Consider the following 20,248-nt stretch of genomic DNA (forward strand, 5'->3'; position numbering starts at 1 on the left):
CCGTTTCTCATTCGACGGTGACGGACTTGGCCAGGTTTCGGGGCTGATCGACGTCGGCGCCCTTCACCACGGCCACGTGATAGGCCAAGAGCTGGATCGGCGCCGACATCACAAGCGACGAGATCAGGGGGTCCGAGGCCGGGGCCGTGACCACGACGCGCGCGCCGGCCGGGGCGTGCTTGGCGCCTTCCGGGTCGGTGATGAAGACCACCTGACCCCCGCGCGCCATGACCTCCGACATGTTCGAGGCCGATTTCTCGAACCACGAATCGAAGGGGGCCAGAATGATGATCGGCGTCGCCTCGTCCACCAGGGCGATCGGGCCGTGCTTCAGCTCGCCGGCGGCATAGCCCTCGGCGTGGATATAGCTGATCTCCTTCAGCTTCAGCGCGCCTTCCAGGGCCAGGGCCGACATCGGGCCGCGACCGAGGTAGAGGACGTCCTTGGCCTTGGCGATGTCGGCGGCGATGTCCTTCAACGCGTCTTCCAGACCGATGGCCTCGGCGATCAGGCGCGGCGCCTCCAGAAGGACGCGGACCAGTCGCTGCTCCTCGGCTTCATCGATCCGGCCGCGCGATTTCGCCGCCGCAATGGCGATGGCGATCATGACCGAGACCTGGGCAGTGAAGGCCTTGGTCGAGGCGACGCCGATTTCGGGCCCGCAGTGAATCGGCCAGACGACGTCGGCCTCGCGGGCAATGGTGGATTCCGTGGCGTTGACGACGGCCGCCGTCTTCATCCCGGCCTCGGCGCAGTGGCGGAAGGCGGCCAGGGTGTCGGCGGTCTCGCCAGACTGGGACATGGCGATGGCCAGGGCGTTGGGGCGCAGCGAGGGGTTGCGATAGCGGAACTCCGAGGCGATCTCGACGTCCACGGGCAGGTCGGCCAGATCCTCGATCAGATAGCGACCGATCATCCCGGCGATCCACGACGTGCCGCAGGCGACGATCTGGATCCGGTCGATGGCGGAAAAGTCGATGCCCTGGACCGTCGTCTTGTCCGTCAGGGTGTCGACATAGGCGGCGATGGTGCGCTGGCACCCCTCCGGCTGGTCATGGATCTCCTTTTCCATGAAGTGCCGGTAGGCGCCCTTCTCCATCAGGACGGCCGAGGCGGGCACGGTCTTGACCGGCCGCGCGACCTCGCTGCCCGACCCGTCGAAGACGCGCGCGCCGCCATGGGTGGCGATCACATAGTCGCCGTCTTCCAGATAGGTGATCTTGTTGGTGAACGGCCCCAGCGCCAGACCGTCCGAGCCGATGAACATCTCCCCGTCGCCGTGACCGACGGCCAGGGGCGGGCCGTTGCGGGCGGCGAGGATGACCTCGTCCTCGCCCGAGATCAGGACGCACAGGGCGAAGGCGCCCGACAGCCGGTCCAACGTCGCCTTGAACGCGTCGAGCGGCGACAGGCCCTTCTCGAGGTTGGTGTCGAGCAGGTGGGCCACCACCTCGGTGTCGGTCTGGGACGAGAAGACGCGGCCGGCGGAGATCAGCTCAGCCTTCAGCTCGGCGAAATTCTCGATGATGCCGTTGTGGACCACGGCCACGCGCCCGGCGATATGCGGGTGGGCGTTGGCCTCGGTCGGGGCGCCGTGGGTGGCCCAGCGGGTGTGGCCGATGCCGGTGGTGGCCTCCAGCGGATTGCCGGCCAGAACCTTTTCCAGCTCCTTCAGCTTGCCCGGCGCGCGACGGCGCTCCAGCACGCCGTCCACCTGGGCGGCGATTCCGGCCGAGTCATAGCCGCGGTACTCCAGCCGCTTCAGGCTTTCGATCAGACGGTCCGCGACGGGCTGGGTTCCGACGATGCCGATGATGCCGCACATGGGGGAAGGCTCCTGCCGCAGGGTCACGGCCAAGGATGACGGCCGGGGAAGTCTGCTCTAGGGAATCCGTAAGACCCCGGCACCTAATAAGCGGTTTCGGAAGATTTCGGCGGAGGGCCGTCCATGGGCGAGCGCAAATATTTCGGCACCGACGGCATTCGCGGCAAGGCGAACGTCAGTCCGATGACGGCCGAGATCGCGCTGCGCGTCGGTCTGGCGGCCGGAAAGCTGTTCATGTCGGGCGACGACCGGCGGCATCTGGTGGTCATCGGCAAGGACACCCGCCTGTCCGGCTACATGATCGAGCCGGCGCTGGTGGCCGGTTTCGCCTCGGTCGGGATGGACGTGCGCACCTTCGGTCCCATCCCTACGCCGGGTGTGGCCATGATGACCCGGTCGATGCGCGCCGATCTCGGCGTCATGATCTCGGCCTCGCACAACGACTACGCCGACAACGGCATCAAGCTGTTCGGCCCCGACGGCTACAAGCTGTCGGACGAGATCGAGCTGAAGATCGAGGCCATGATGGACGCCGAGCTGGATGCCGGTCTGGCGCCGTCGAACCAGCTGGGCCGGGTCAAGCGCATCGACGACGCCCCGCCCCGCTATATCGAGATCGCCAAGGCCGCCTTCCCGCGCCATCTGTCGCTGGCGGGCCTGAGGATCGCCGTCGATTGCGCCAACGGGGCAGGCTACCGCGTCGCGCCCACCACCCTGTTCGAGCTGGGCGCCGAGGTCTGCGCCGTCGGCGTCTCCCCGAATGGGACCAACATCAACGCTGAGTGCGGCTCGACCCACCCGGAAACCCTGTCAGCGGCGGTCAAACAGTACCGCGCCGACATCGGCATCGCCCTGGACGGCGACGCCGACCGGCTGATCATCTGCGATGAGAACGGCAAGGTCGTCGATGGCGACCAGATCATGGCCCTGATCGGCCGCGACTGGGCCCGACGCGGCGTGCTGAAGGGCGGCGGCGTGGTCGCCACCGTCATGTCCAACCTCGGGCTCGAACGCGTCTTGACCGGCGACGGCCTGACGCTGGAGCGGACCAGGGTCGGCGACCGGTACGTCATGGAGCGGATGCGCGAGGGCGGCTTCAACCTGGGCGGCGAACAGTCGGGCCACCTGATCCTGCACGATCACGCCACGACGGGCGACGGTCTGATGGCGGCGCTGCAGGTGCTCGCCGTGCTGGTCGAGAGCGGCAAGCCGATGAGCGAACTGGCCCGCCAGTTCGACCCCGTGCCCCAGCTGCTCCAAAACGTCCGCTTCAACGCCGGCAAGCCGCTGGAGGACGCCAAGGTCAAGGCCGCCATGGCCGAGGCCGATGCGGCGCTCGCCGGTCAGGGCCGGCTCCTGGTCCGCCCCTCCGGCACCGAGAAACTGATCCGGGTCATGGCCGAGGGCGACGACGAGGCCCTGGTCAAACGCGTCGTCGCCGACGTCGTCGCGGCGGTGAAGGCGGCGGGTTAGATGACGCCTTGAACGAGGCCGAGCTCAAGCGCCTCGTTCGCCTCGATGTACCAGTTCGACGGCGCACGTTTCAGCAGTTCGTCCATCGTCACCGACGATCCTGCAATCAGGTTCTCGAAGCCTTCGTTCTGGATCAGGATCGAATGCTCGATCTCGTGGAGCAGGGCCTTCACGGGGGCCAGCGTCGAGGTCAGCGGGCCGCTGACGGTCAGGCATTTGTCCATCTTCCGCTCATGGATCATCAGCCGCGTGCCGCGCGTCAGGTAGCGGTTCTCGCGCGCGAAGAAACTCATCAGCGTGGCCCCGGCCGAATAGACCGCCGCCTTGCCCAGGAAGACGAAACGGCGCTCGGGCTCCACCTCGGAGTGGAACACCACATCCTCGCCGATCATCCGCGCCACCTCCGGGTCGCCGCCCAGGGTGGTCAGTTCGACGACGACCAGACCGCTCTTCGGCGCGGCGTCCAGCTTTTCGCGGAACTGGTCGTAGAGACTGTAATCGACGTCTCCACACAGCAGGATGGCCGGGTCCTTGAAGGCGATGGCGGGGAGGGTGCTCATGATCAGTCCGGAATGGGCGCGCGGCCGCAAACAGCGCGGGCGGACCGCACTTTGTTCCGCTTCGTCGGCTATCGGACACCGCAAAGGCCACGCTTGATCTTGCAGCGTGGGCGGCGCTACCCACCGGCTTCCATGATCGATAACGAGCGCAAGAAATCCATCCTCAAGGCCGAACACGAGTTCGAGCGAAAGGAAAATCTGTCACGCGCCCTGGCCGACAAGGGGATCACCCTGATCGGCAAGATCACAAGCCCCGAGCCGCCGGACGCGCCGCCGCCGTCGGACGAAGACCCGTCCTAGCCTTCCAGCCGCGCCGTCAGTTCCGCCAGCTTCGACACCGCGCCCCGCGTATAGGGTGACAGCCAGCGGTCGTGGACGGCCTTGATGGGCTCGGCATTCAGGTGGTTCCAGCGCTCGCGCCCCTCGCGCCGGACGAGGATCAGATCCGCCGCCTCCAGCGCCTTCAGATGCTGCATTACGGTGCAGCGATCCAGCGTCGGCTCGGCCTCGCACAGCTGGCCCGTCGTCTTCGGCCCATCCTTCATCGCATCCAGCAGACGCCTTCGCGCGGGGTTGGCCAAGGCCTTGAACACGGCGTCCAGATCGTCGGCGTTTGACATGTTATAAGAATATAACATAGGGGAGTCTTCAGCAACTCCGGAGCAAGACCATGTCGCTGAAATTCGAGGTGTCGATGCGGCTTTCCCGACCCGTCCACGAGGTGTTCGAGGCGGTGGCCGATCCGACGAAACTGTCCGGCTATTTCACCACCGGCGGCGCGGTCGGGCGGCTGGAGACCGGCCAGACGGTCCAGTGGGATTTCGCCGACTTTCCCGGCGCCTTCCCGGTCGAGGTGGTCGAGGTCGTGCAGGACGAAAAGATCGTCTTGAGGTGGGAGGCGAACGAGGGTCCGCCCGAGAGCGGGGAGGGCGCGGCGGGCGCGAAATACATGACCACGGTGACCATGCGCTTCTCACCGCTGGACGGCGACACCCGCACCCTGGTCTGCATCGCCGAGGAGGGCTGGCGCGACACCCCGATGGGGCTCAAGGCTTCCTACGGCAACTGCATGGGCTGGTCCCAGATGCTTGCGGCCATGAAGGCGTTCGTCGAATACGGCGTCAACCTGCGCGAGGGCGCCTACCGCTGATCGCCTTGACCACGTCCTCGATCCGCTTGCGGACATCCGGCACGGCGATGGTTTCCCAGAAGGCGGCGCGCGCCGGAGGGCCGAGGACGAACAGGCTCAGGTCGGCTTTGCCGTCGGCATGCAGCACGCGGCCGGACCCGTCCAGCTCCAGCCCCAACCGAAGCGAATCCAGCCGCGCCCGACCCGAGGCCAGCAGCGGTCCCGTCACCGGGTCAGCCTCCGGCGCATGGCCCGGTCCCGTGCAGTCGATCAGCCAGGCGCCTGTCAGCGGCGGCTGGGCCTGACCCCGCCGCGTCCAATCGAGCCGCACCCCGGCGTCGTCAACCTCGATCCCCCTGACCCGTCCCGCGACGACGCTCAGCCGCCCCTCGAACAGCAGCCGGTCGATGAAGACCCCGATACGGGGCGCGATCCGGTGGCGGTGCACGTCCCACCACGGCCTCAGGTGCCGCACGATGGCGCGCCGGGTCGGCAGGTCCGCCTTCGCCCAGAGGTCGGCGGTGACGGGCCGCAGACCCTCCATCATCTCGCGCCAGCCCGCCTGACGCGCCACGGCCCGCGCCGCCTTCGTCCGTTCGGACAGCCGACCTTCCAGCATGGCCGGAGTCGGCGTTTCGGGCGGGTCGTGCCGCTCGCCGTGCGCGCGGGGCAAGAGCCCCCGCCGTGACAGGGCCTGGGCCCGACCGCGCCAGCCCTGGCCGTCCAGCGCCTGCAGCATATCGACCATGGTCAGGCCCGTGCCGACGATCAGCACGTCGTCGTCGGCGCCCACCTGTTCCAGCGCGCCGGGCGCCCAGGGGTCGGCCAGCACCCGCGCCGATCCGCCGGAGGCGGTCTTCGGCGCCGGATTGCCGGTGGTCAGGACGACGGCGTCGGCGGTGATTTTTCGCCCATCCGACAGGGCCACGCCGTCCGCGTCGACGCCGACGACCTCGCCGACGACCCGTCGGATCAATCCTCGATGAGCGGCCTCGGCCCCGGCCAGACGCCACTGGACGTAGCGGCCGAACACCTTGCGCGGCGCGAACCCCTCGGGATCGGCCAGTTCGGGCGCATTCGCTTCCAGCCAGCGGACGAAATGATCTGGCTGATCCGCCAGAGCGCTCATCCGCGACGAGCGCACGTTCAGAAGATGCCCCTCGAACGGGGTCGAATAGGCGACGCCCAGGCCGAAATCGGCCGTCCGGTTGATCAGGATGGAGCCAACGTCCGCCTCGGCCAACCGCGCCGCCAGCATGGCGCCGGAGAAGCCGCCGCCGACGACGGCCACGTTTCTGATCGATCCCGTCACGCGGTCTCCCCGTTCGCTGGCCCGGTTCTGAACCGCGTCGGGCGAGGGGTCAAACGCGCCTCAGATTTCCTGATTGTACGCGCCGACCTCGGGGTGGGCGGCCAGACGCGGCTTCACCTCGTCGCGGAACAGGGCGCGCATGTCGTCCTCGGACCGCATCGATTCCACCACCACGACCAGTTCCGGCTTGTTCGAGGAGGCCCGCACCAGGACCCACGACCCGTCCTCCAGATGGACCCGCGCGCCGTTGACCGTGATGACCTCGACGATCTTGCGGCCCAGGATCGAGCCGCCCTCGGCGCCGAGCTTCTCGTACTCGGCGACGATCTTCGCCAGGACCTCGTATTTGATCTCGTCGTCGCAATGGGGCGACATGGTCAAGGATGTCCACGCGTCCGGCAGGGCCGTCTTCAGCTGGCTCAGCGTCTTGCCCGGGTTGCGGTCCAGCATCTGCAGAACCGCCGCCGCGGCAACCAGGCCGTCGTCGTAGCCCCGGCCGATCGGGTTCGCGAGGAAGAAGTGGCCCGACTTCTCGAACCCGGCCAGGGCTCCCAGTTCAGCGGTCTTGCGCTTGATGTAGGAGTGGCCCGTCTTCCAGTAGACGGTCGTCGCGCCGTTGGCCTTCAGCACCTCGTCGGTCTTGTAGAGGCCCGTCGATTTCACATCGACGACGAAGGTCGCGTTCTCGTGCAGGGCCGACAGATCGCGCGCCAGGAGAAGGCCGATCTTGTCGGCGAAGATTTCCTCGCCCGTCTCGTCCACCACGCCGCAGCGATCGCCGTCGCCGTCGAAGCCGAGCGCCAGGTCGGCGCCCGTCTCCTTCACCCGCGCCGCCATCTGCATCAGCATGGCGTGGTCCTCGGGGTTCGGATTGTATTTCGGGAAGGTGTAGTCGAGCTCGGCGTCCATCTCGATAACCTCGCAGCCCATGCGGCGCAGGGCCTCGGGGGCGAAGGCGCCGGCCGTGCCGTTGCCGGTGGCGCAGACGACCTTGAGCTTGCGGCTCAGCCTGATGTCGCCGACCACCTCCTGGAGGTAGGTCTCGCGGAAGTTATCGACCCGCTCCAGACGGCCGCCGGGACGCGCCACGCCGGTTCCCGACAGGACGATCTCCTTCAGTCGGCCGATCTCTTCCGGGCCGAAGGTGACGGGCGGATTGGTGCCCATCTTCACGCCCGTCCAGCCGTTCTCGTTGTGCGAGGCGGTAACCATGGCGACGCAAGGGGCCTCCAGCGCGAACTGGCCGAAATAGGCCATGGGCGACAGGGCCAGACCGACGTCCAGGACCTCCATTCCCCCTTCCATCAGGCCGATGATCAGGGCGTGCTTCACCGTCGAGGAATAGGAGCGGAAGTCGTGGCCCACGACGATGCGCGGCTGGATGCCGTTCTCGTGGACATAGGTGGCGAGCGCCAGACCCAGGGCCTGGATGCCCAAAAGGTTGATCTCCTTCTCCAGGATCCAGCGGGCGTCGTATTCCCGGAAGCCGGTGGGCTTCACCAACGGAATGGTCTCGAATTCGAAAGTGTTCGGGACCAGGTCCTGGCGGGGCTTCAACATGCGATGTCCTTGAAGGAAGTGGGCTTCCGATGGTCGGGCGGTATAGCCGCAGGGTTGCAGGCGGACAACAACGCGCGATCAATGGTATCGCTGCTGCGGGAAGCGGCGATGAAGGCGGGGGTGGATCATGGGTCGAGGGTGGGGTGTCGCCCTGTCGCTGGTGCTGATGATCGGAGGGTCGGCCGTCGCCCACGGGCAGACCGCAGAGGACGGACTTGACGCCATGCGGGCGCGGCTGGCCGAGGCGCCGGGCTACACCGGCGTATTCGGTGTCGCGCGGGCGGGCGAAACGGCTGTCGGGACGACCCAGGGGCGTCGGGTCGGCGACGACCTGCGATGGGCTTCGGTCACCAAGATGGTCACCGCGATTCTGGTCCTGCAACAGGTCGACGCGGGCCGGCTTTCGCTCGACGCGCCCCTGGCGACCTACTGGCCCGAGTTTCCGGTCAACGCCGATCGGATCACCGTCAGACAACTGCTGACCCACACCTCGGGTCTGGCCAACCCCGACGCTCTGCCCGATGCAGATGCGGACGGCATGGCGGACTTCTATCAGCAGGCCGCCGACTGGCGTCCGGTCTGTTCCGCCCCCGCGATCGCCGAGCCGGGCGCCGACTTCGCCTACAACAACTGCGACTATCTGGTCCTCGGCGAGGTGCTCGAGCGCGTGACGGGTCAGGACTACAATGCCCTGGTCCGGAGCCGCCTGGTCGAGCCGCTGGGGCTGGACAGGGTGGCGGTCCCGTCTGGTCCCCGGTCCGAAGCGCAGGCCGAGGGAGGACCTGAACCCAGGATTGATCCGGCCAGCTGGGGTCCGGCGGGCGGGCTGTACGGGTCCGCGTCGGACCTGCTGAAGATCGATCGGGCGCTGATGGAAGGCTCCCTGATCTCCGAAGCGTCGCGCGAAGAGATGTGGAAGGGCGACCCCGCCGCCGGCTTCGCCGCGCTCAGCGTCTGGTCTTATTCGCCAGACCTGGGCGGATGCCTCGGCCAGACGCGTCTGGTGGAGCGCTACGGCGAGATCGGCGGGGTCCAGGTGCGGAACTTCCTGCTGCCGGATGAGGGCGTGGCGCTGACGGTCTACTCAGACGACGGCGAGACGGCCTTTGGAGAGGTCTGGCAAGGCCAGGGACTGTCGGTCGACCTGATCCGGGCGGCGGCGTGCGGCGCCCCTGGCGCTTGACCCCTTCGGCGGGCCGCCCTACCCCCAAGGGCCGACCTAGGAGAGCCCATGCCCCGCCTGATCCTGCTGCGCCACGGCCAGAGCCAGTGGAACCTCGAAAACCGCTTCACCGGCTGGGTCGACGTCGACCTGACGGCAGCGGGCGAGGCCCAGGCCCGGCGCGGCGGCGAGCTGATCGCCGAGGCCGGGTTCAAACCCGCCGTCATGTTCACCTCGGTGCTGACGCGGGCGAAACGGACGGGCGCCCTGGCCCTGGCGTCGGCCGGGCTCAAGGACGTGCCCGTGATCGAGGACTGGCGTCTGAACGAGCGCCACTACGGCGGCCTGACCGGGCTGGACAAGGCCGAGACGGCGCTCAAGCACGGCGACGATCAGGTGAAGATCTGGCGTCGCAGCTACGACATCCCGCCGCCGCCGCTGGAGACGGGCTCGGAATGGGATTTCTCCAAGGACGCCCGCTACGCCGGTCAGGACATCCCGGACACCGAAAGCCTGAAGACCACGCTGGATCGCGTCCTGCCCTACTGGAACGACGCCATCGCCCCGCGTCTGAAGGCGGGCGAGGACGTCCTGATCGCCGCCCACGGCAACTCGCTGCGCGCCATCGTCAAACACCTGTTCGCCGTGCCGGACGACCAGATCGTCGGCGTCGAGATCCCGACCGGCAATCCGCTGGAGATCGACCTCGACGCCGATCTGAAGCCGACGGCCGCTCGCTATCTCGATACGGGTCGGGCCACCGAATTGCCGGTCCTCCCATGAGCGACGACGCGGCGTTCATGCGCCGGGCCATCGATCTGGCCCTGTCGAAGATGGGCGAGACCTGGCCCAACCCGGCGGTGGGCTGCGTCATCGTCAAGGACGGCAAGGTGCTGGCCGAGGCCGCCACGGCCCCCGGGGGACGCCCCCACGCCGAGGAACAGGCCGTCCCGGCCGCTGGCCCTGAGGTCGAGGGCGCGACCGCCTATGTGACGCTGGAGCCCTGCGGCGCCCGGTCCTCGGGCCGGGCCTCTTGCGCCCAGTTCCTGGCCGAGGCGAAGATCGCCCGCGTCGTGGTGGCGGCGCTGGATCCCTCGCCCTTCGCCTCCGGGCGGGGCACCGAACGGCTGCGTCAGGCCGGGCTTCAGGTCGAGACCGGCCTGATGAAGGACGAGGCCGCCGTTCTGTCCGAAGGCTTCCTGCACAGGCTGGAGACGGGCCGGCCGATGGTCCGCATCAGCGCCGACGGCAAGGGGTTCGACGCCCGCTTCGCCGCCTCCGCCCGCGCCGACCTGGTCACCGAGCTGAAGCGCCTGGGCGAGGCCGGCTACACCCGACTGTGGACCTCGCCCGGCGAACTGGCCGACGCGCTGGCGGAGCAGGGCCTGTTGACGGCCTGAAGGAATTTATTCTTTCAAAAGTCTTGTGGAACCCTGCTAGCGAACCCATGTGATCGGCTGGGTCTTTGACAGTCCTGTTTCGGCCGGGCCCGCCCGCCGACCGCTTCGACGCCCGCGTCTTCCCGGCGGGAGCGGTCGCTGCCGTGTGCTCGGGGCCTCGGATTTGTCCGTTCCGTCACCTTTGGTCACGTTTCGTCACCCTATTTCCGGTCATGACCAAACGGACGACCCGGGGATCCGCCGCCCGCCCCGGTGCTCCGTCCCAGAAAAGACGGTTTCCGAAAACCTTCCTTAAGCGACGCCGTTCCATGATCAGATCATGTCAGCGGTCCAGGAAGGCGTCCTTCGACGTCGCATCAGCCAGCAGGAGCTCGACGCGATCTGCGCGCGTCACGACCGCCTGTGGCAGGCGCGCCCCGGCGGCGCCCGGGCCGTCTTCGCCTGGATGGACCTGTCGGGCCTCAGCCTGAAGGGCCGCAACCTCGCCGACGCCGACTTTGCGGCCGCCTCCCTGATCGGTTGCGACCTGTCGGGCTGCAAGCTCGACAACGCATCCTTCTTCGGCGCGGACATGCAGGACGCCATCCTGATCGAGACCTCCCTGCGGCGCGCCGACCTGCGCGGCGCCTGCCTGCGCGGCGCCGACCTCTCGGGGGCCGATCTGTTCGAGGCCGACCTGCGCGAAGGCACGATCGCCTCGGCCGATCGCAAGGTGGGTTTCCGCGTCATGGAGCCCAAGGGCCGCGAGATCACCCAGGCCCAGGGCGCCAGCCTTGTCGGCGCCAATCTTCAGCGGTCGCGCCTGTCGGGCATCGCGGCCCAGTCGGCGGACTTCTCCGACGCCATCATGAAGGACTGCAAGTTGGTCCGGGCCAACCTGAAACAGGCCTGTTTCAAGGGCGCGGATCTGGCCGGAGCCGATATGTCGGGAGCCGACCTGACCGGAGCCGATCTGCGCGACGCCATCCTGGTCGGGGTCAATGCGACCTCCTGGCGGACCGATGGGGCCAACCTCGACGGCGCCCTGACGGATATGGGATCGGTCGGGGAGCCCCTGGCGCAGGTCCCGGCGGCCGACATGCTGCACGAGCACGCCCGCTGGTGCGAAAGCGGCGGGGCCGAGGGCCAGCCGTCGGTGTTCGATCACGTCGACCTGCGCGGCCTCGGCTCGATCACCGGCCTGAACCTGACGGCCCTGTCGGCGCGGGGCGCGGTCTTCTATGGCCTGAACATGGAGGGGGTGCAGCTGCAGGGCGCGCACCTCGAGGGCGCCGATCTCAGGTCGGTCAACCTGCGCCGCGCCGACCTGCGCGGCGCCCGCCTGGTGGGCGCGCGCCTGAACGGCGCCGATCTGCGCGAAGCCCAGCTGGGTCCGCTCATGCTGGGGCCCGAGCGGCTCCTGCCCGCCGACCTGACCGGCGCGGTCCTGCGCTCGGCCGATCTTTCCGGGGCCGATCTGAGGCGCAGCGTCCTCGTCGGCGCGGACCTGACCCGGGCCAGTCTACACGGCGCCCAGACGCGCCTCGCCGATTTCACTGACGCGGTTCTCGCGGGGGTCCGAGGACTCCAGCGGGAGGGGGAACCGATATGACGATGGTACGACGCCGCCTGGGCCAAGGCGATTTCGAGATGTTCGCGGCCGCCCACGAGCGGTTCGTTTCCGGCAAGCCCGGAGGCCGCAAGCTGTCGCTGAAGTTCATCGACCTGACCGGCGTCTCGATGGCGCATCGCATTCTCGACGACGCCGACTTCTCCGGCTCCATCCTGGAGAACTGCAACATGGCCGGCGCCCGCCTGGAGCGCGCCGTCCTGTTCGGCTGCGACCTGCGCGGCGCCGACCTGACCCGCGCCTGCCTGAAGCGCGCCGATATTCGCGGGACCTGCCTGCAGGGCGCCGACCTCTCGGAAGCCGACCTGACCCAGGCCGACTTCCGCGAGGGCGTCATCGCCGTCCCGCATGAGACCAAGGGCCTGGCCTCCGCCCGCCACGAGACCCGGCTGGGTCAGGCCGACGGCGCGCGCTTCTCCGGCGCGACTCTCGACGGCTCGCGCTTCGACGGTGTCAGCGCCTGCAAGGCCGATTTCACCGACTGTTCGATGCGCGGCGCCCGGTTGACCGGGGCGAACCTCAAGGACGCCGACCTGTCGGGCGCCCTGCTCGAAGGCGCCGACGTCGGCGGGGCCAACCTGGCCGGCGCGCGCCTGTGCGGCGCCATCCTGACCGGCGTGGCCATGGACCGGGCCCGCCTGGACAAGACCGACACCACCGGCGCCGTTCGCGAACCCACGGCCGCCGCCATCGCCCGCGCCGAGCAACTGTACGAACTGGCCCTGGACGCCAACGCCTGGGTCGAGAGCGGCGGGGTCCTCGGCGGCCCGGCGATCCTCGACGGCGAGGACCTGCGTCCGCTCGGCGATCGCCTGAAGGGCCTGAAGCTGTCGGCGATGAGCGCCAAGGGCGCCTGCTTGGCCGGGCTGGACCTGCGCGGCGCCCAGCTCCAGGGCGCGAATTTCGAGAAGGCTGACCTGCGCGGCGCCCTTCTCGGCAAGGCCGATCTGCGCGGCGCCCGCTTCGGCGAGGCCTTGATGACCAAGGTCGACCTGACCGCGGCCGACATCAGCCCCCTGCCGCTCGGCCCGTCCCGCAATGTTCCGGCCAGCCTCGGCGGGGCCCGGATGCGCTACGCCGTCCTGCACCGCACGGTCCTGTCGAAGGCCAACATGGCCGGAACGGACCTTCTGGGCGCCGACGTCACCGGGGCGATGATGGATGAGGTGAACCTCGCTGACGCCTGCCTCGACCGGGTCACCGGAATGGCCATCCCGGCGGTCGCCGCCTGACGCGAAAAAGGGCGGCCCAATGGACCGCCCTTTCCCGTTCTGCCGAATTGATGTCGCCTAGGCGGCTTCGCCTTCGATCAAGGCCGAGGTCGACGCGCCCGTCGCGATCTCGATGCGCCGGGGCTTCAGCGCCTCGGGCAGTTCGCGCTTCAGGCTGATGGCCAGCAGGCCGTTGTCGAGCGAGGCCGTGGTGACCACGACATAATCGGCCAGTTGGAAGCGACGCTCGAAGTCGCGTTCGGCCAGACCACGATGCAGATAGGTCTTGGCGGCGTCGTCATTGGCGGTCTTCCTGCCCGTGACGGTCAGCTGGTTCTCCTTGGCCTCGATGGTCAGCTCATCGGGCTTGAAGCCGGCGACGGCGATCTCGATCCGGTACTCGTTCTCACCGGTGGTTTCGATGTTGTAGGGCGGCCAGCCGTTTTCCTGGCTGGTGCGCGCGGCGCTTTCCAGCTGCCGGGCCAGGCGGTCGAAGCCCACGGCGGAACGATAGAGAGGGGTGAAGTCGATGGTACGCATGTCGATCTCCTGATCATCAGCAAGATTGAGCCGCCCCGCGTTTTAGCCCGGGTCGGCGGTGGGGATCAGCCCGAACGGTCCCTTCTGGGCCCCGCCTGGTCTGCAAGAGCCCGGGATCGGCGCTCTCGGAATGCAAGGTGGGAAGCCGATGTGCGGCGTCAAGACCCCCTTCGTTGCGGGATCGTCACTTGCTCGCGCGCAACCGGCGCCTAAGGTGCCGCCACCTTGATTTCCGGAGTTGCCCATGCGCGCGTCAAGACTTGTCCTCGCCACCGCTCTCGGCCTGCTGACCGCCGGCGTCGCCGCCGCCCAGACCGCGCCGACCCTCGGCGAAACCCAGGCCCAGCGCGTCGCCCGCCGCGAGGCCATGCCGCCGCCCGTGCTGCAGGAGGATGAAGCTCTCCAGGCCGCGATCGGCTCTGATACGCGTCCGGCCGCCGATATCGCCCGCGACGTTTATCGCCACCCGTTCGAGACCCTGACATTCTGGGGCCTGATGCCGGGCTCGACGATCGTTGAGATCGAGCCGGGCCGCGGCGGCTGGTGGAGCGCCATCCTGCAACCCTATGCGGCGGCGACGGGCGGGACCTATGTCGCCGTCAACCGCCCGCTCGAAGGCATGGGCGTGGCCGACGGCACGGCCGATATGATCGTGGTGGCTCGCGCCTTCCATAACTGGCACCGCTCCAACCCGCAGCGCACCGGCCTCTATCTGGAGGCCTTCTTCAAGGCCCTGAAACCCGGCGGCATCCTGGCGGTGGAACAGCACCGCGCCAACGAGGGCCTGAACCCCGACCTCACCGCCCCAACCGGCTATGTGTCGGAGAGCTATGTGATCCGCGCCGCCCAGGCCGCCGGCTTCGTGCTTGAGGCCCGCAGCGAGCTGAACGCCAATCCGAAGGACGACCACGACCATCCGTTCGGCGTCTGGACCCTGCCGCCGGTGCGGACCTCGGCCCCGCGTGACGGCGTCGCCACCGACCGCCCCACGCCCCTGACCGACGCCGAACGCGCGGAGTATGACGCCATCGGCGAGAGCGATCGCATGACGCTGCGGTTCCGCAAGCCAGGCTGAGGCTTCAAGGCTTTGACGGCATTGGCGAAGCTCTCTATCCCAGAGCGTCCCGGGGCGGCGTCGCTCCCCGGACCACGGCCGGCTGGGGAGAAATGATGCGGGATCAGGCGCGGATCGGGCGGACGGGACCATCGCGTCGGGCCATGTTGGTCGGCGTCAGCTCCGTGGTGGTCTGCGGTCTCGCCGCCTGTGGGAACAAGAAAGAAAAGCCCGCCGCGCCCGAAGGCCCCGCCGGCCCGCCCGAAGGCTCGCTGGAATGGGCCATCCAGGGACCCTGGCGCGCCGCGGACCGACCTCGAGACATCTACCGCCACCCGCTGGAGACCCTCAGGTTCTTTGGCCTTCAACCTGCGATGCATGTGGTGGAGTTCTGGCCGGGCAGCGGCTGGTACACTGAAATTCTGGCCCCCTATCTGAACAAGGGCGGCGGCGAGTACTATGGCGCGGGTTTCGTGACCGGCGAGGGGGCGAACCCCGCCCAGGCCGCGCTGGTGGCGAATTTCGAACGCCGCTTCGGCGAGGACCGGCGGCTGTACGGCGATGTGAAGTTCAGCGCCTTCGGTCCCACCACGGGGCCCGTCGCGCCGGCGGGCACGGTCGACATGGCGCTGTTCATGCGCAACATCCACGCCTGGATGGCCGCGGGCATCGCCGAGAAGGCTTTCGCAGACGCCTATGCAGCGCTGAAGCCAGGCGGGATCCTGGGCGTCGAACAGCACCGGCTGGCGCCCGACGAGGATCAGGATCCGGCGGCGGCGAACGGGTATGTCCAGGAGGCCTTCGTCAAACAACTGGCGGCCGAGGCGGGCTTCGTCTTCGTCGCGGCCTCCGAGATCAACGCCAATCCCGAGGACACCAAGGATCATCCGTTCGGGGTCGAGACCCTGCCGCCGCGCCTGTTAACCGCCCCGCAAGGCGAGGCGCCCGATCCCACGTTCGACACCGCCAAATATCGCGCGATCGGTGAGAGCGATCGCATGACCCTGAAGTTCAGAAAGCCCGAATGAACCGCGCCGCCGCCTTCGCCGCCAATGCGCCCCTGATGGGGGTTCCCGGCGCCGCCGCGCCTCCGGGAGGCGTCGGCGAATGGTTCCGAGGGGCCGGGGGCCTGCGCCTGCGCGCCGCCTTCTGGACGCCCTCGGCCCTGGTGGCTCCCAAGCCGCGCGGCACCGTGGTCCTGAGCCCCGGCCGGACCGAGCCGATCGAGAAATATTTCGAGGTCATCGGAAACTTCCTCGCGCGCGGCTGGTGCGTCCTCGCCCACGACTGGCGCGGACAGGGGCTGTCGGCCCGCCTGCTGCCGGACCGGCTCAAGGGCCACGCCCGGGCGGTGGAGGAGTTTCAGGACGACTACGCCCGTCTGCTGGACGCGTTCGAGACCCGCGCGCCCAAGCCGTGGATCATGGTCGGCCACTCCATGGGAGCCGTGCTGAATCTCTTGGCCCTCGAGGCCGGAGAGAAGCGGTTCGCGGGCGCGATCCTGACCAGCCCCATGCTGCGCATCAAGACCGGCAAGCGGTCCATGTGGTCGGTCAAGCTGGCGGTGCGCTGGAATGTGCGCCACGGCAAGGCCGGGGACTTCGTGCTGGACGACCCCGACGATCCCTTCGACCACACCTTCGAGAAGGACGCCCTGACGTCCGACGAAACCCGCTACGAGCTGTGGCGTCAGCAGCTCTACGCCTGCCCCCACCTGGCGGTCGGCGGCCCGACCTGGGGCTGGCTGGCCTTCGCACTGGACGCGGGCGAGCGAGCGTTGAAGCCCAAGGCGCTCAAGTCGGTGAACATTCCCTGCACCATCGTGCAGTCGGGCGATGACGAGCGGGTTTGGAAACAGACCAACCGCTGGGCCGCGAAACGGCTGGGCCGGGGGCGCTATGTCGAGATCGACCACGCAAAGCACGAGCCCATCATGGAGACCGACGACCTGCGGGCGGTCTTCCTGAACGAGTTCGACGCGATGGCGGACTATGTCTCGCCCATCCACGACCTGGCGCCGGTGAAGGCGGAGGCCGACGCGGTCGCCTGAGGCGTCGCGTCGACCTGATCCTTACATCGGGCGGGTCACGCTGCCGCCGATGTTGGCGATGACTTCACGCGCGTCGAAGGCGTTGGCGTCGCCGGCGGGCTTGGCCCCGCGACCCATGACGATCTCGGTGGTCGCCTCGTAGCGGTCGATCTGGCGCACGTCGAAGTCGTCGCGGCCCCAGAACGGGTCGTTCCACCGGCTCCAGCCGCGCGGGCCGTAGTAGCGCCACGACGGGCCCCAGAACGGGCTGTAGCGGTTGAAGAACGGATCACCGATGGTTTGGAAGCGGGTGTCCCGGTCGGTCGCGCGGTTGACCGTGGAGAACCAGTCGTAGCCGTTCTCGGTCGTCAGTTCGGCGGCGCGGAGCAGGAGGCCCATCTCGACCTGTTCTCGCGAGGTGACCGAGTTGCCCGAGAAGCTGACGCGGTAGCGGTCGTTCTCGAGCCGCTGTTCGGCATAGCCGCCGCGCTGGCCGTTGAAGCCGGCGGGCGCGTAGGCGGTGGAGGTGGCGCAGGCCGCCAGGGTCAGGGCCGAGGCTGCGACCACCACCAGGGATTTCATGGAGAGTTTCATAGGGAGGCTCCGGATACTCGGCGGAAAATCCGTCATCTCCCCTGAACGGCGCATGAACAGCGACGTTCCACCGCTCCGCAAGTCTCTATAAACGCGACACAATCAGGACTGCGGCAATCAGAAGCAGGGAGCCGACGAAGACGCCGAAGCCGCGCCGGAATCGAGGCTCGCTCATCCGCCGCGCCAGGGCGGCGCCAGCCAGACCGTAGGCGCTCATGGTGATGACGTCCATGCCGATGACGGCCAGGGCGAAAAGGGCCAGTTGGGGCGGCATGGACCGATCCACATCGAGGAAGGGCGGCAGAACGGCGGTGAAGAACAGCACCGCCTTGGGGTTGGCGATCTGGACCAGAAAGCCGTCGACGAAGGCGGGTCGCCGCAGCTGGGTCCGGCCCTCCGTCGAGACCTCGACAGGCGCGGGGGAGAAGGCGCTCCGGATCGACGAGATGCCCAGCCAGGCGACATACACGGCGCCGGCCACCGCGATCACTTTGAACACCTGCGGGAAGGCGGCGACCATGGCGCCGAGGCCCAGGGCGGCGGCGGCGAACCAGACCAGGGTCGCGACATTCATCCCGGCCACAGCGACCAGAACCGCCCGCTTGCCCCGCTCCATGCCCGTGGCGATCGAGAACAGGTTCGCCGGTCCCGGCGTGACGGCCATCACGGCCATCACGCCCAGAAAGACCAGATAGAGGTGCGGATCGACAGGCAGACTGTTCACGTCGACAGGCACACGACCTGAGCGACGCGGAGGTCGCGACGAAGGTCGTCGGCGACCCGGCCGTAGTTGTCGACCGTGATCGGCTCGCTCAGCAGCTGCTCGTCCGGCCGCTGTTCACCCCGAATGGCGGGCCCAAGCGTATCGGGCGCGGTAGTGTACAGCCGACCCCGGCGCGGAGCCTCGGCGATGGTCAGGGCCACGACCCGGCCGCGGCGATCCAGAACCGGAGCGCCGGAAAGCCCCGCCAGCGTGCCTTCCAGGCCGGAGGTGCGGCCGACCTCGGCCCAGGCCAGAACGGGCTCGTCGCGCGCGCCGCGTCCCCGCACCTTCAGCGTTTCGCGACCCAGAAGCCGGGACGTGACCTCGCCCGGATCGCCTTGCGGGAAACCGGGGTGGAAGCCGCGCATGCCGACATTCAGGGGAGTGTTCGTCGCGACCGGCAGGGCGGGCGGTCCGCCGGCCGTGATCAGAAGAGCGATGTCGGCGCGCGGCGACAGGCGGACGTCGGCCGCCACGGCTCGACCGCCGCCGACCACCAGAGCCGGCTTGCGGCAGCCCTCCACGACATGGCGCGCCGTCAGCCAGCGACCGCGACCGGCGATGGAAAAGGCGGTGCCGGCCGAGGGCTGGAAGGGGCTGTCGGGCGCCGTCACCGTCACGGAGGGATCGAAGGGCGTGATCGGACCGAGGAGCGCGCCCTCCATCTCGTCCGGCGGCGGCGGGGCGGGCGGGGCGTCGGCGTTCTCGCGGCGGGCGAGGGAGCCCAGCACCAGGGCGAAGACCACGCTGGAATAGATCAGCCAGTCCGGCGGACGGGGAAGATGCATAGGGCCGGGCTCAGCCCGTCAGGGCGGCGGCAAGGATCAGGGCCGTGGCCAGCTTGGCCGAGACCAGCAGCACGGCCGCCGAGATCTCGCCTTCCTGGATCCGCTGCGGCAGGCCCGTCAGAACCAGATCGACGATGCGGAAGGCCAGAAGCTGGAGCACCAGGGTCGCCAGACCCCAGAGCGCGATGTCCGCCACAGAGGTCGAGACCGACATCGACACCGCCAGCGGAATGGCCAGGCCGATCAGGACACCGCCGAAGGCCACGCTGGCGGCGGCGTTGCCCTCTCGGATCAGGGCGATCTCCTTCCACGGCGTCAGCAGGGCATAGATCACAGACCCCACGGCCAGGAGGCCGAAGGTCACGACGAGGTGTACCACCAGCACCGGGAATCCGCTGGCGAAAGCCTGAACCTCGGGGCTCGACAGGGTGTCTGACAGGGACGGGGCCATGGGGGGCGGTGACGGTCTCAAAGATACGAGGGCGCACCGTGCTTGCCCGATTGTCGCCCCAATCCGCAAGGACGCGGCGGACACACTGGATGACCAATGATTGCAGACCATGGCCCCAGAACGCTAAGGCGGGCCATGTCCGAAGCCGCCCTGCCCACAGTCCTGGTTGTCGCGGTCGCCCTGATCGACGTGGACGGCCGCGTGCTCATCGCCCAGCGACCGGAAGGGAAGGCCCTGGCCGGCCTGTGGGAGTTTCCGGGCGGCAAGGTCGAACCCGGCGAACGGCCCGAACAGGCCCTGATCCGCGAACTGAACGAGGAGCTGGGCATAGACGTCAACGAGGCCTGTCTGGCCCCCTTCGTCTTCGCGAGCCACGCTTACGAATCGTTTCACCTCTTGATGCCATTGTACCTGTGCCGGCGCTGGTCCGGCGTGGTCGTCAAGCGCGAACACGCCGCCCTGGCTTGGGTGAAGCCGAACAAGCTTTCGGACTATCCCATGCCGCCCGCAGACGCTCCGCTGGTCGCCTGGTTGCGCGACCTTCTCTAGATTTCGCCTCGCAGGAGGGCCGCCGATGACGACCCTGATCCGACGGTTCCTGAAGAACGACAGCGGCGCCACCGCCATCGAATACGGGCTGATCGTGGCCATGATCTTCCTAGTCATCGTCGGCGCAGTCACCCTGTTCGCCGGCAAGGCTACGGGCACCTTCGACAAGGTCTCGACCGCCGTCAGCGCAGCTACGGCCTGACCGCGACCCACTGGAACGTGGCGGCGAGGGCTGTCGC

Annotated in this window: 23 protein-coding genes; 13 read left to right on the forward strand and 10 right to left on the reverse strand. The window is 68.6% G+C overall.

Annotation, left to right across the window (positions count from 1 at the left end; all coding sequences use genetic code 11):
* Nucleotides 1–7 precede the first annotated feature (7 nt).
* Complete coding sequence (gene glmS / locus O5O43_RS14770) at nucleotides 8–1,825, reverse strand: glutamine--fructose-6-phosphate transaminase (isomerizing) (RefSeq protein ID WP_271084659.1); 1,818 nt, start codon at nucleotides 1,823–1,825, stop codon at nucleotides 8–10.
* 123 nt (nucleotides 1,826–1,948) lie between these two features.
* On the opposite strand from glmS, the gene glmM reads away from it, so the two are divergent.
* On the forward strand, nucleotides 1,949–3,298 hold the full coding sequence (glmM, locus tag O5O43_RS14775) for a phosphoglucosamine mutase (RefSeq protein ID WP_271084660.1): 1,350 nt from the start codon (nucleotides 1,949–1,951) through the stop codon (nucleotides 3,296–3,298).
* Here glmM and O5O43_RS14780 read toward each other — a convergent pair.
* Nucleotides 3,295–3,858, reverse strand: a complete 564-nt coding sequence (locus tag O5O43_RS14780; protein WP_271084661.1) for an ATP-dependent Clp protease proteolytic subunit — start codon at nucleotides 3,856–3,858, stop codon at nucleotides 3,295–3,297. The two genes, glmM and O5O43_RS14780, sit on opposite strands and share 4 nt — an antisense overlap.
* A gap of 132 nt (nucleotides 3,859–3,990) precedes the next feature.
* Here O5O43_RS14780 and O5O43_RS14785 point away from each other — a divergent pair, with 132 nt between their 5' ends.
* Nucleotides 3,991–4,158 carry a hypothetical protein gene (locus O5O43_RS14785; RefSeq protein ID WP_271084662.1) on the forward strand — a complete coding sequence of 56 codons (168 nt, stop codon included), beginning with the start codon at nucleotides 3,991–3,993 and terminating at the stop codon, nucleotides 4,156–4,158.
* Here the strand turns inward: O5O43_RS14785 and O5O43_RS14790 are convergent.
* On the reverse strand, nucleotides 4,155–4,478 hold the full coding sequence (locus O5O43_RS14790) for a metalloregulator ArsR/SmtB family transcription factor (RefSeq protein ID WP_271084663.1): 324 nt from the start codon (nucleotides 4,476–4,478) through the stop codon (nucleotides 4,155–4,157). The genes O5O43_RS14785 and O5O43_RS14790 overlap by 4 nt on opposite strands.
* A gap of 50 nt (nucleotides 4,479–4,528) precedes the next feature.
* On the opposite strand from O5O43_RS14790, the gene O5O43_RS14795 reads away from it, so the two are divergent.
* The gene (locus tag O5O43_RS14795; protein ID WP_271084664.1) at nucleotides 4,529–5,008 is read left to right on the forward strand and encodes an SRPBCC domain-containing protein; all 480 of its coding nucleotides are present in this window, start codon (nucleotides 4,529–4,531) and stop codon (nucleotides 5,006–5,008) included.
* Here the strand turns inward: O5O43_RS14795 and O5O43_RS14800 are convergent.
* Nucleotides 4,980–6,299, reverse strand: a complete 1,320-nt coding sequence (locus O5O43_RS14800) for an FAD/NAD(P)-binding protein (protein ID WP_271084665.1) — start codon at nucleotides 6,297–6,299, stop codon at nucleotides 4,980–4,982. The genes O5O43_RS14795 and O5O43_RS14800 overlap by 29 nt on opposite strands.
* Nucleotides 6,300–6,359: 60 nt before the next feature.
* On the reverse strand, nucleotides 6,360–7,859 hold the full coding sequence (locus O5O43_RS14805) for a phosphomannomutase/phosphoglucomutase (RefSeq protein ID WP_271084666.1): 1,500 nt from the start codon (nucleotides 7,857–7,859) through the stop codon (nucleotides 6,360–6,362).
* A 127-nt stretch (nucleotides 7,860–7,986) separates the two neighbouring features.
* On the opposite strand from O5O43_RS14805, the gene O5O43_RS14810 reads away from it, so the two are divergent.
* The 5 genes from O5O43_RS14810 (at nucleotide 7,987) to O5O43_RS14830 (ending at nucleotide 13,262) form a co-directional block, all read left to right on the forward strand.
* Entirely contained in the window at nucleotides 7,987–9,042 is a 1,056-nt protein-coding gene (locus O5O43_RS14810) for a serine hydrolase domain-containing protein (protein ID WP_271084667.1), read from the forward strand.
* A 48-nt stretch (nucleotides 9,043–9,090) separates the two neighbouring features.
* The gene (gene gpmA / locus O5O43_RS14815) at nucleotides 9,091–9,804 is read left to right on the forward strand and encodes a 2,3-diphosphoglycerate-dependent phosphoglycerate mutase (protein WP_271084668.1); all 714 of its coding nucleotides are present in this window, start codon (nucleotides 9,091–9,093) and stop codon (nucleotides 9,802–9,804) included.
* Nucleotides 9,801–10,421: a bifunctional diaminohydroxyphosphoribosylaminopyrimidine deaminase/5-amino-6-(5-phosphoribosylamino)uracil reductase RibD gene (locus O5O43_RS14820; RefSeq protein ID WP_271084669.1), complete on the forward strand. Its 621-nt coding sequence runs from the start codon at nucleotides 9,801–9,803 to the stop codon at nucleotides 10,419–10,421. The genes gpmA and O5O43_RS14820 overlap by 4 nt, the downstream gene beginning before the upstream one ends.
* A gap of 319 nt (nucleotides 10,422–10,740) precedes the next feature.
* Entirely contained in the window at nucleotides 10,741–12,012 is a 1,272-nt protein-coding gene (locus O5O43_RS14825; RefSeq protein WP_271084670.1) for a pentapeptide repeat-containing protein, read from the forward strand.
* Nucleotides 12,009–13,262: a pentapeptide repeat-containing protein gene (locus O5O43_RS14830; RefSeq protein ID WP_271084671.1), complete on the forward strand. Its 1,254-nt coding sequence runs from the start codon at nucleotides 12,009–12,011 to the stop codon at nucleotides 13,260–13,262. Before O5O43_RS14825 ends, O5O43_RS14830 begins: the two co-directional genes overlap by 4 nt.
* Nucleotides 13,263–13,319: 57 nt before the next feature.
* Here the strand turns inward: O5O43_RS14830 and O5O43_RS14835 are convergent, their stop codons facing one another.
* Nucleotides 13,320–13,781, reverse strand: coding sequence for an Hsp20 family protein (locus O5O43_RS14835; RefSeq protein ID WP_271084672.1), 462 nt, complete (start codon nucleotides 13,779–13,781; stop codon nucleotides 13,320–13,322).
* A 244-nt stretch (nucleotides 13,782–14,025) separates the two neighbouring features.
* On the opposite strand from O5O43_RS14835, the gene O5O43_RS14840 reads away from it, so the two are divergent.
* From O5O43_RS14840 to O5O43_RS14850, 3 genes are all read left to right on the forward strand, one after another.
* The gene (locus O5O43_RS14840) at nucleotides 14,026–14,856 is read left to right on the forward strand and encodes a methyltransferase (RefSeq protein ID WP_271084673.1); all 831 of its coding nucleotides are present in this window, start codon (nucleotides 14,026–14,028) and stop codon (nucleotides 14,854–14,856) included.
* A 143-nt stretch (nucleotides 14,857–14,999) separates the two neighbouring features.
* Complete coding sequence (locus O5O43_RS14845; RefSeq protein ID WP_271084674.1) at nucleotides 15,000–15,863, forward strand: methyltransferase; 864 nt, start codon at nucleotides 15,000–15,002, stop codon at nucleotides 15,861–15,863.
* Nucleotides 15,860–16,885, forward strand: a complete 1,026-nt coding sequence (locus tag O5O43_RS14850) for an alpha/beta hydrolase (RefSeq protein WP_271084675.1) — start codon at nucleotides 15,860–15,862, stop codon at nucleotides 16,883–16,885. Before O5O43_RS14845 ends, O5O43_RS14850 begins: the two co-directional genes overlap by 4 nt.
* A gap of 21 nt (nucleotides 16,886–16,906) precedes the next feature.
* On the opposite strand, the gene O5O43_RS14855 is transcribed toward O5O43_RS14850, so the two are convergent.
* The 4 genes from O5O43_RS14855 to O5O43_RS14870 all read right to left on the reverse strand — a co-directional run bounded on the left by O5O43_RS14855 (nucleotide 16,907) and on the right by O5O43_RS14870 (nucleotide 19,460).
* On the reverse strand, nucleotides 16,907–17,458 hold the full coding sequence (locus O5O43_RS14855; protein ID WP_271084676.1) for a hypothetical protein: 552 nt from the start codon (nucleotides 17,456–17,458) through the stop codon (nucleotides 16,907–16,909).
* A gap of 85 nt (nucleotides 17,459–17,543) precedes the next feature.
* Nucleotides 17,544–18,182, reverse strand: a complete 639-nt coding sequence (locus O5O43_RS14860; RefSeq protein ID WP_271084677.1) for a LysE family translocator — start codon at nucleotides 18,180–18,182, stop codon at nucleotides 17,544–17,546.
* Complete coding sequence (locus O5O43_RS14865; RefSeq protein ID WP_271084678.1) at nucleotides 18,179–19,009, reverse strand: serine protease; 831 nt, start codon at nucleotides 19,007–19,009, stop codon at nucleotides 18,179–18,181. The genes O5O43_RS14860 and O5O43_RS14865 overlap by 4 nt, the downstream gene beginning before the upstream one ends.
* Before the next feature lie 10 nt (nucleotides 19,010–19,019).
* The gene (locus O5O43_RS14870; RefSeq protein ID WP_271084679.1) at nucleotides 19,020–19,460 is read right to left on the reverse strand and encodes a DUF350 domain-containing protein; all 441 of its coding nucleotides are present in this window, start codon (nucleotides 19,458–19,460) and stop codon (nucleotides 19,020–19,022) included.
* Between the two features lie 135 nt (nucleotides 19,461–19,595).
* Here O5O43_RS14870 and O5O43_RS14875 point away from each other — a divergent pair, with 135 nt between their 5' ends.
* Both O5O43_RS14875 and O5O43_RS14880 read left to right on the forward strand, forming a co-directional pair.
* Entirely contained in the window at nucleotides 19,596–20,009 is a 414-nt protein-coding gene (locus O5O43_RS14875; RefSeq protein ID WP_271084680.1) for a (deoxy)nucleoside triphosphate pyrophosphohydrolase, read from the forward strand.
* 25 nt (nucleotides 20,010–20,034) lie between these two features.
* A complete protein-coding gene (locus O5O43_RS14880; protein ID WP_271084681.1) occupies nucleotides 20,035–20,211 on the forward strand; it encodes a Flp family type IVb pilin in 177 nt (58 codons plus the stop codon).
* The last annotated feature ends 37 nt before the right edge of the window (nucleotides 20,212–20,248 follow it).

Source organism: Brevundimonas sp. NIBR11 (assembly GCF_027912535.1).
Taxonomy (GTDB): Bacteria; Pseudomonadota; Alphaproteobacteria; order Caulobacterales; family Caulobacteraceae; genus Brevundimonas.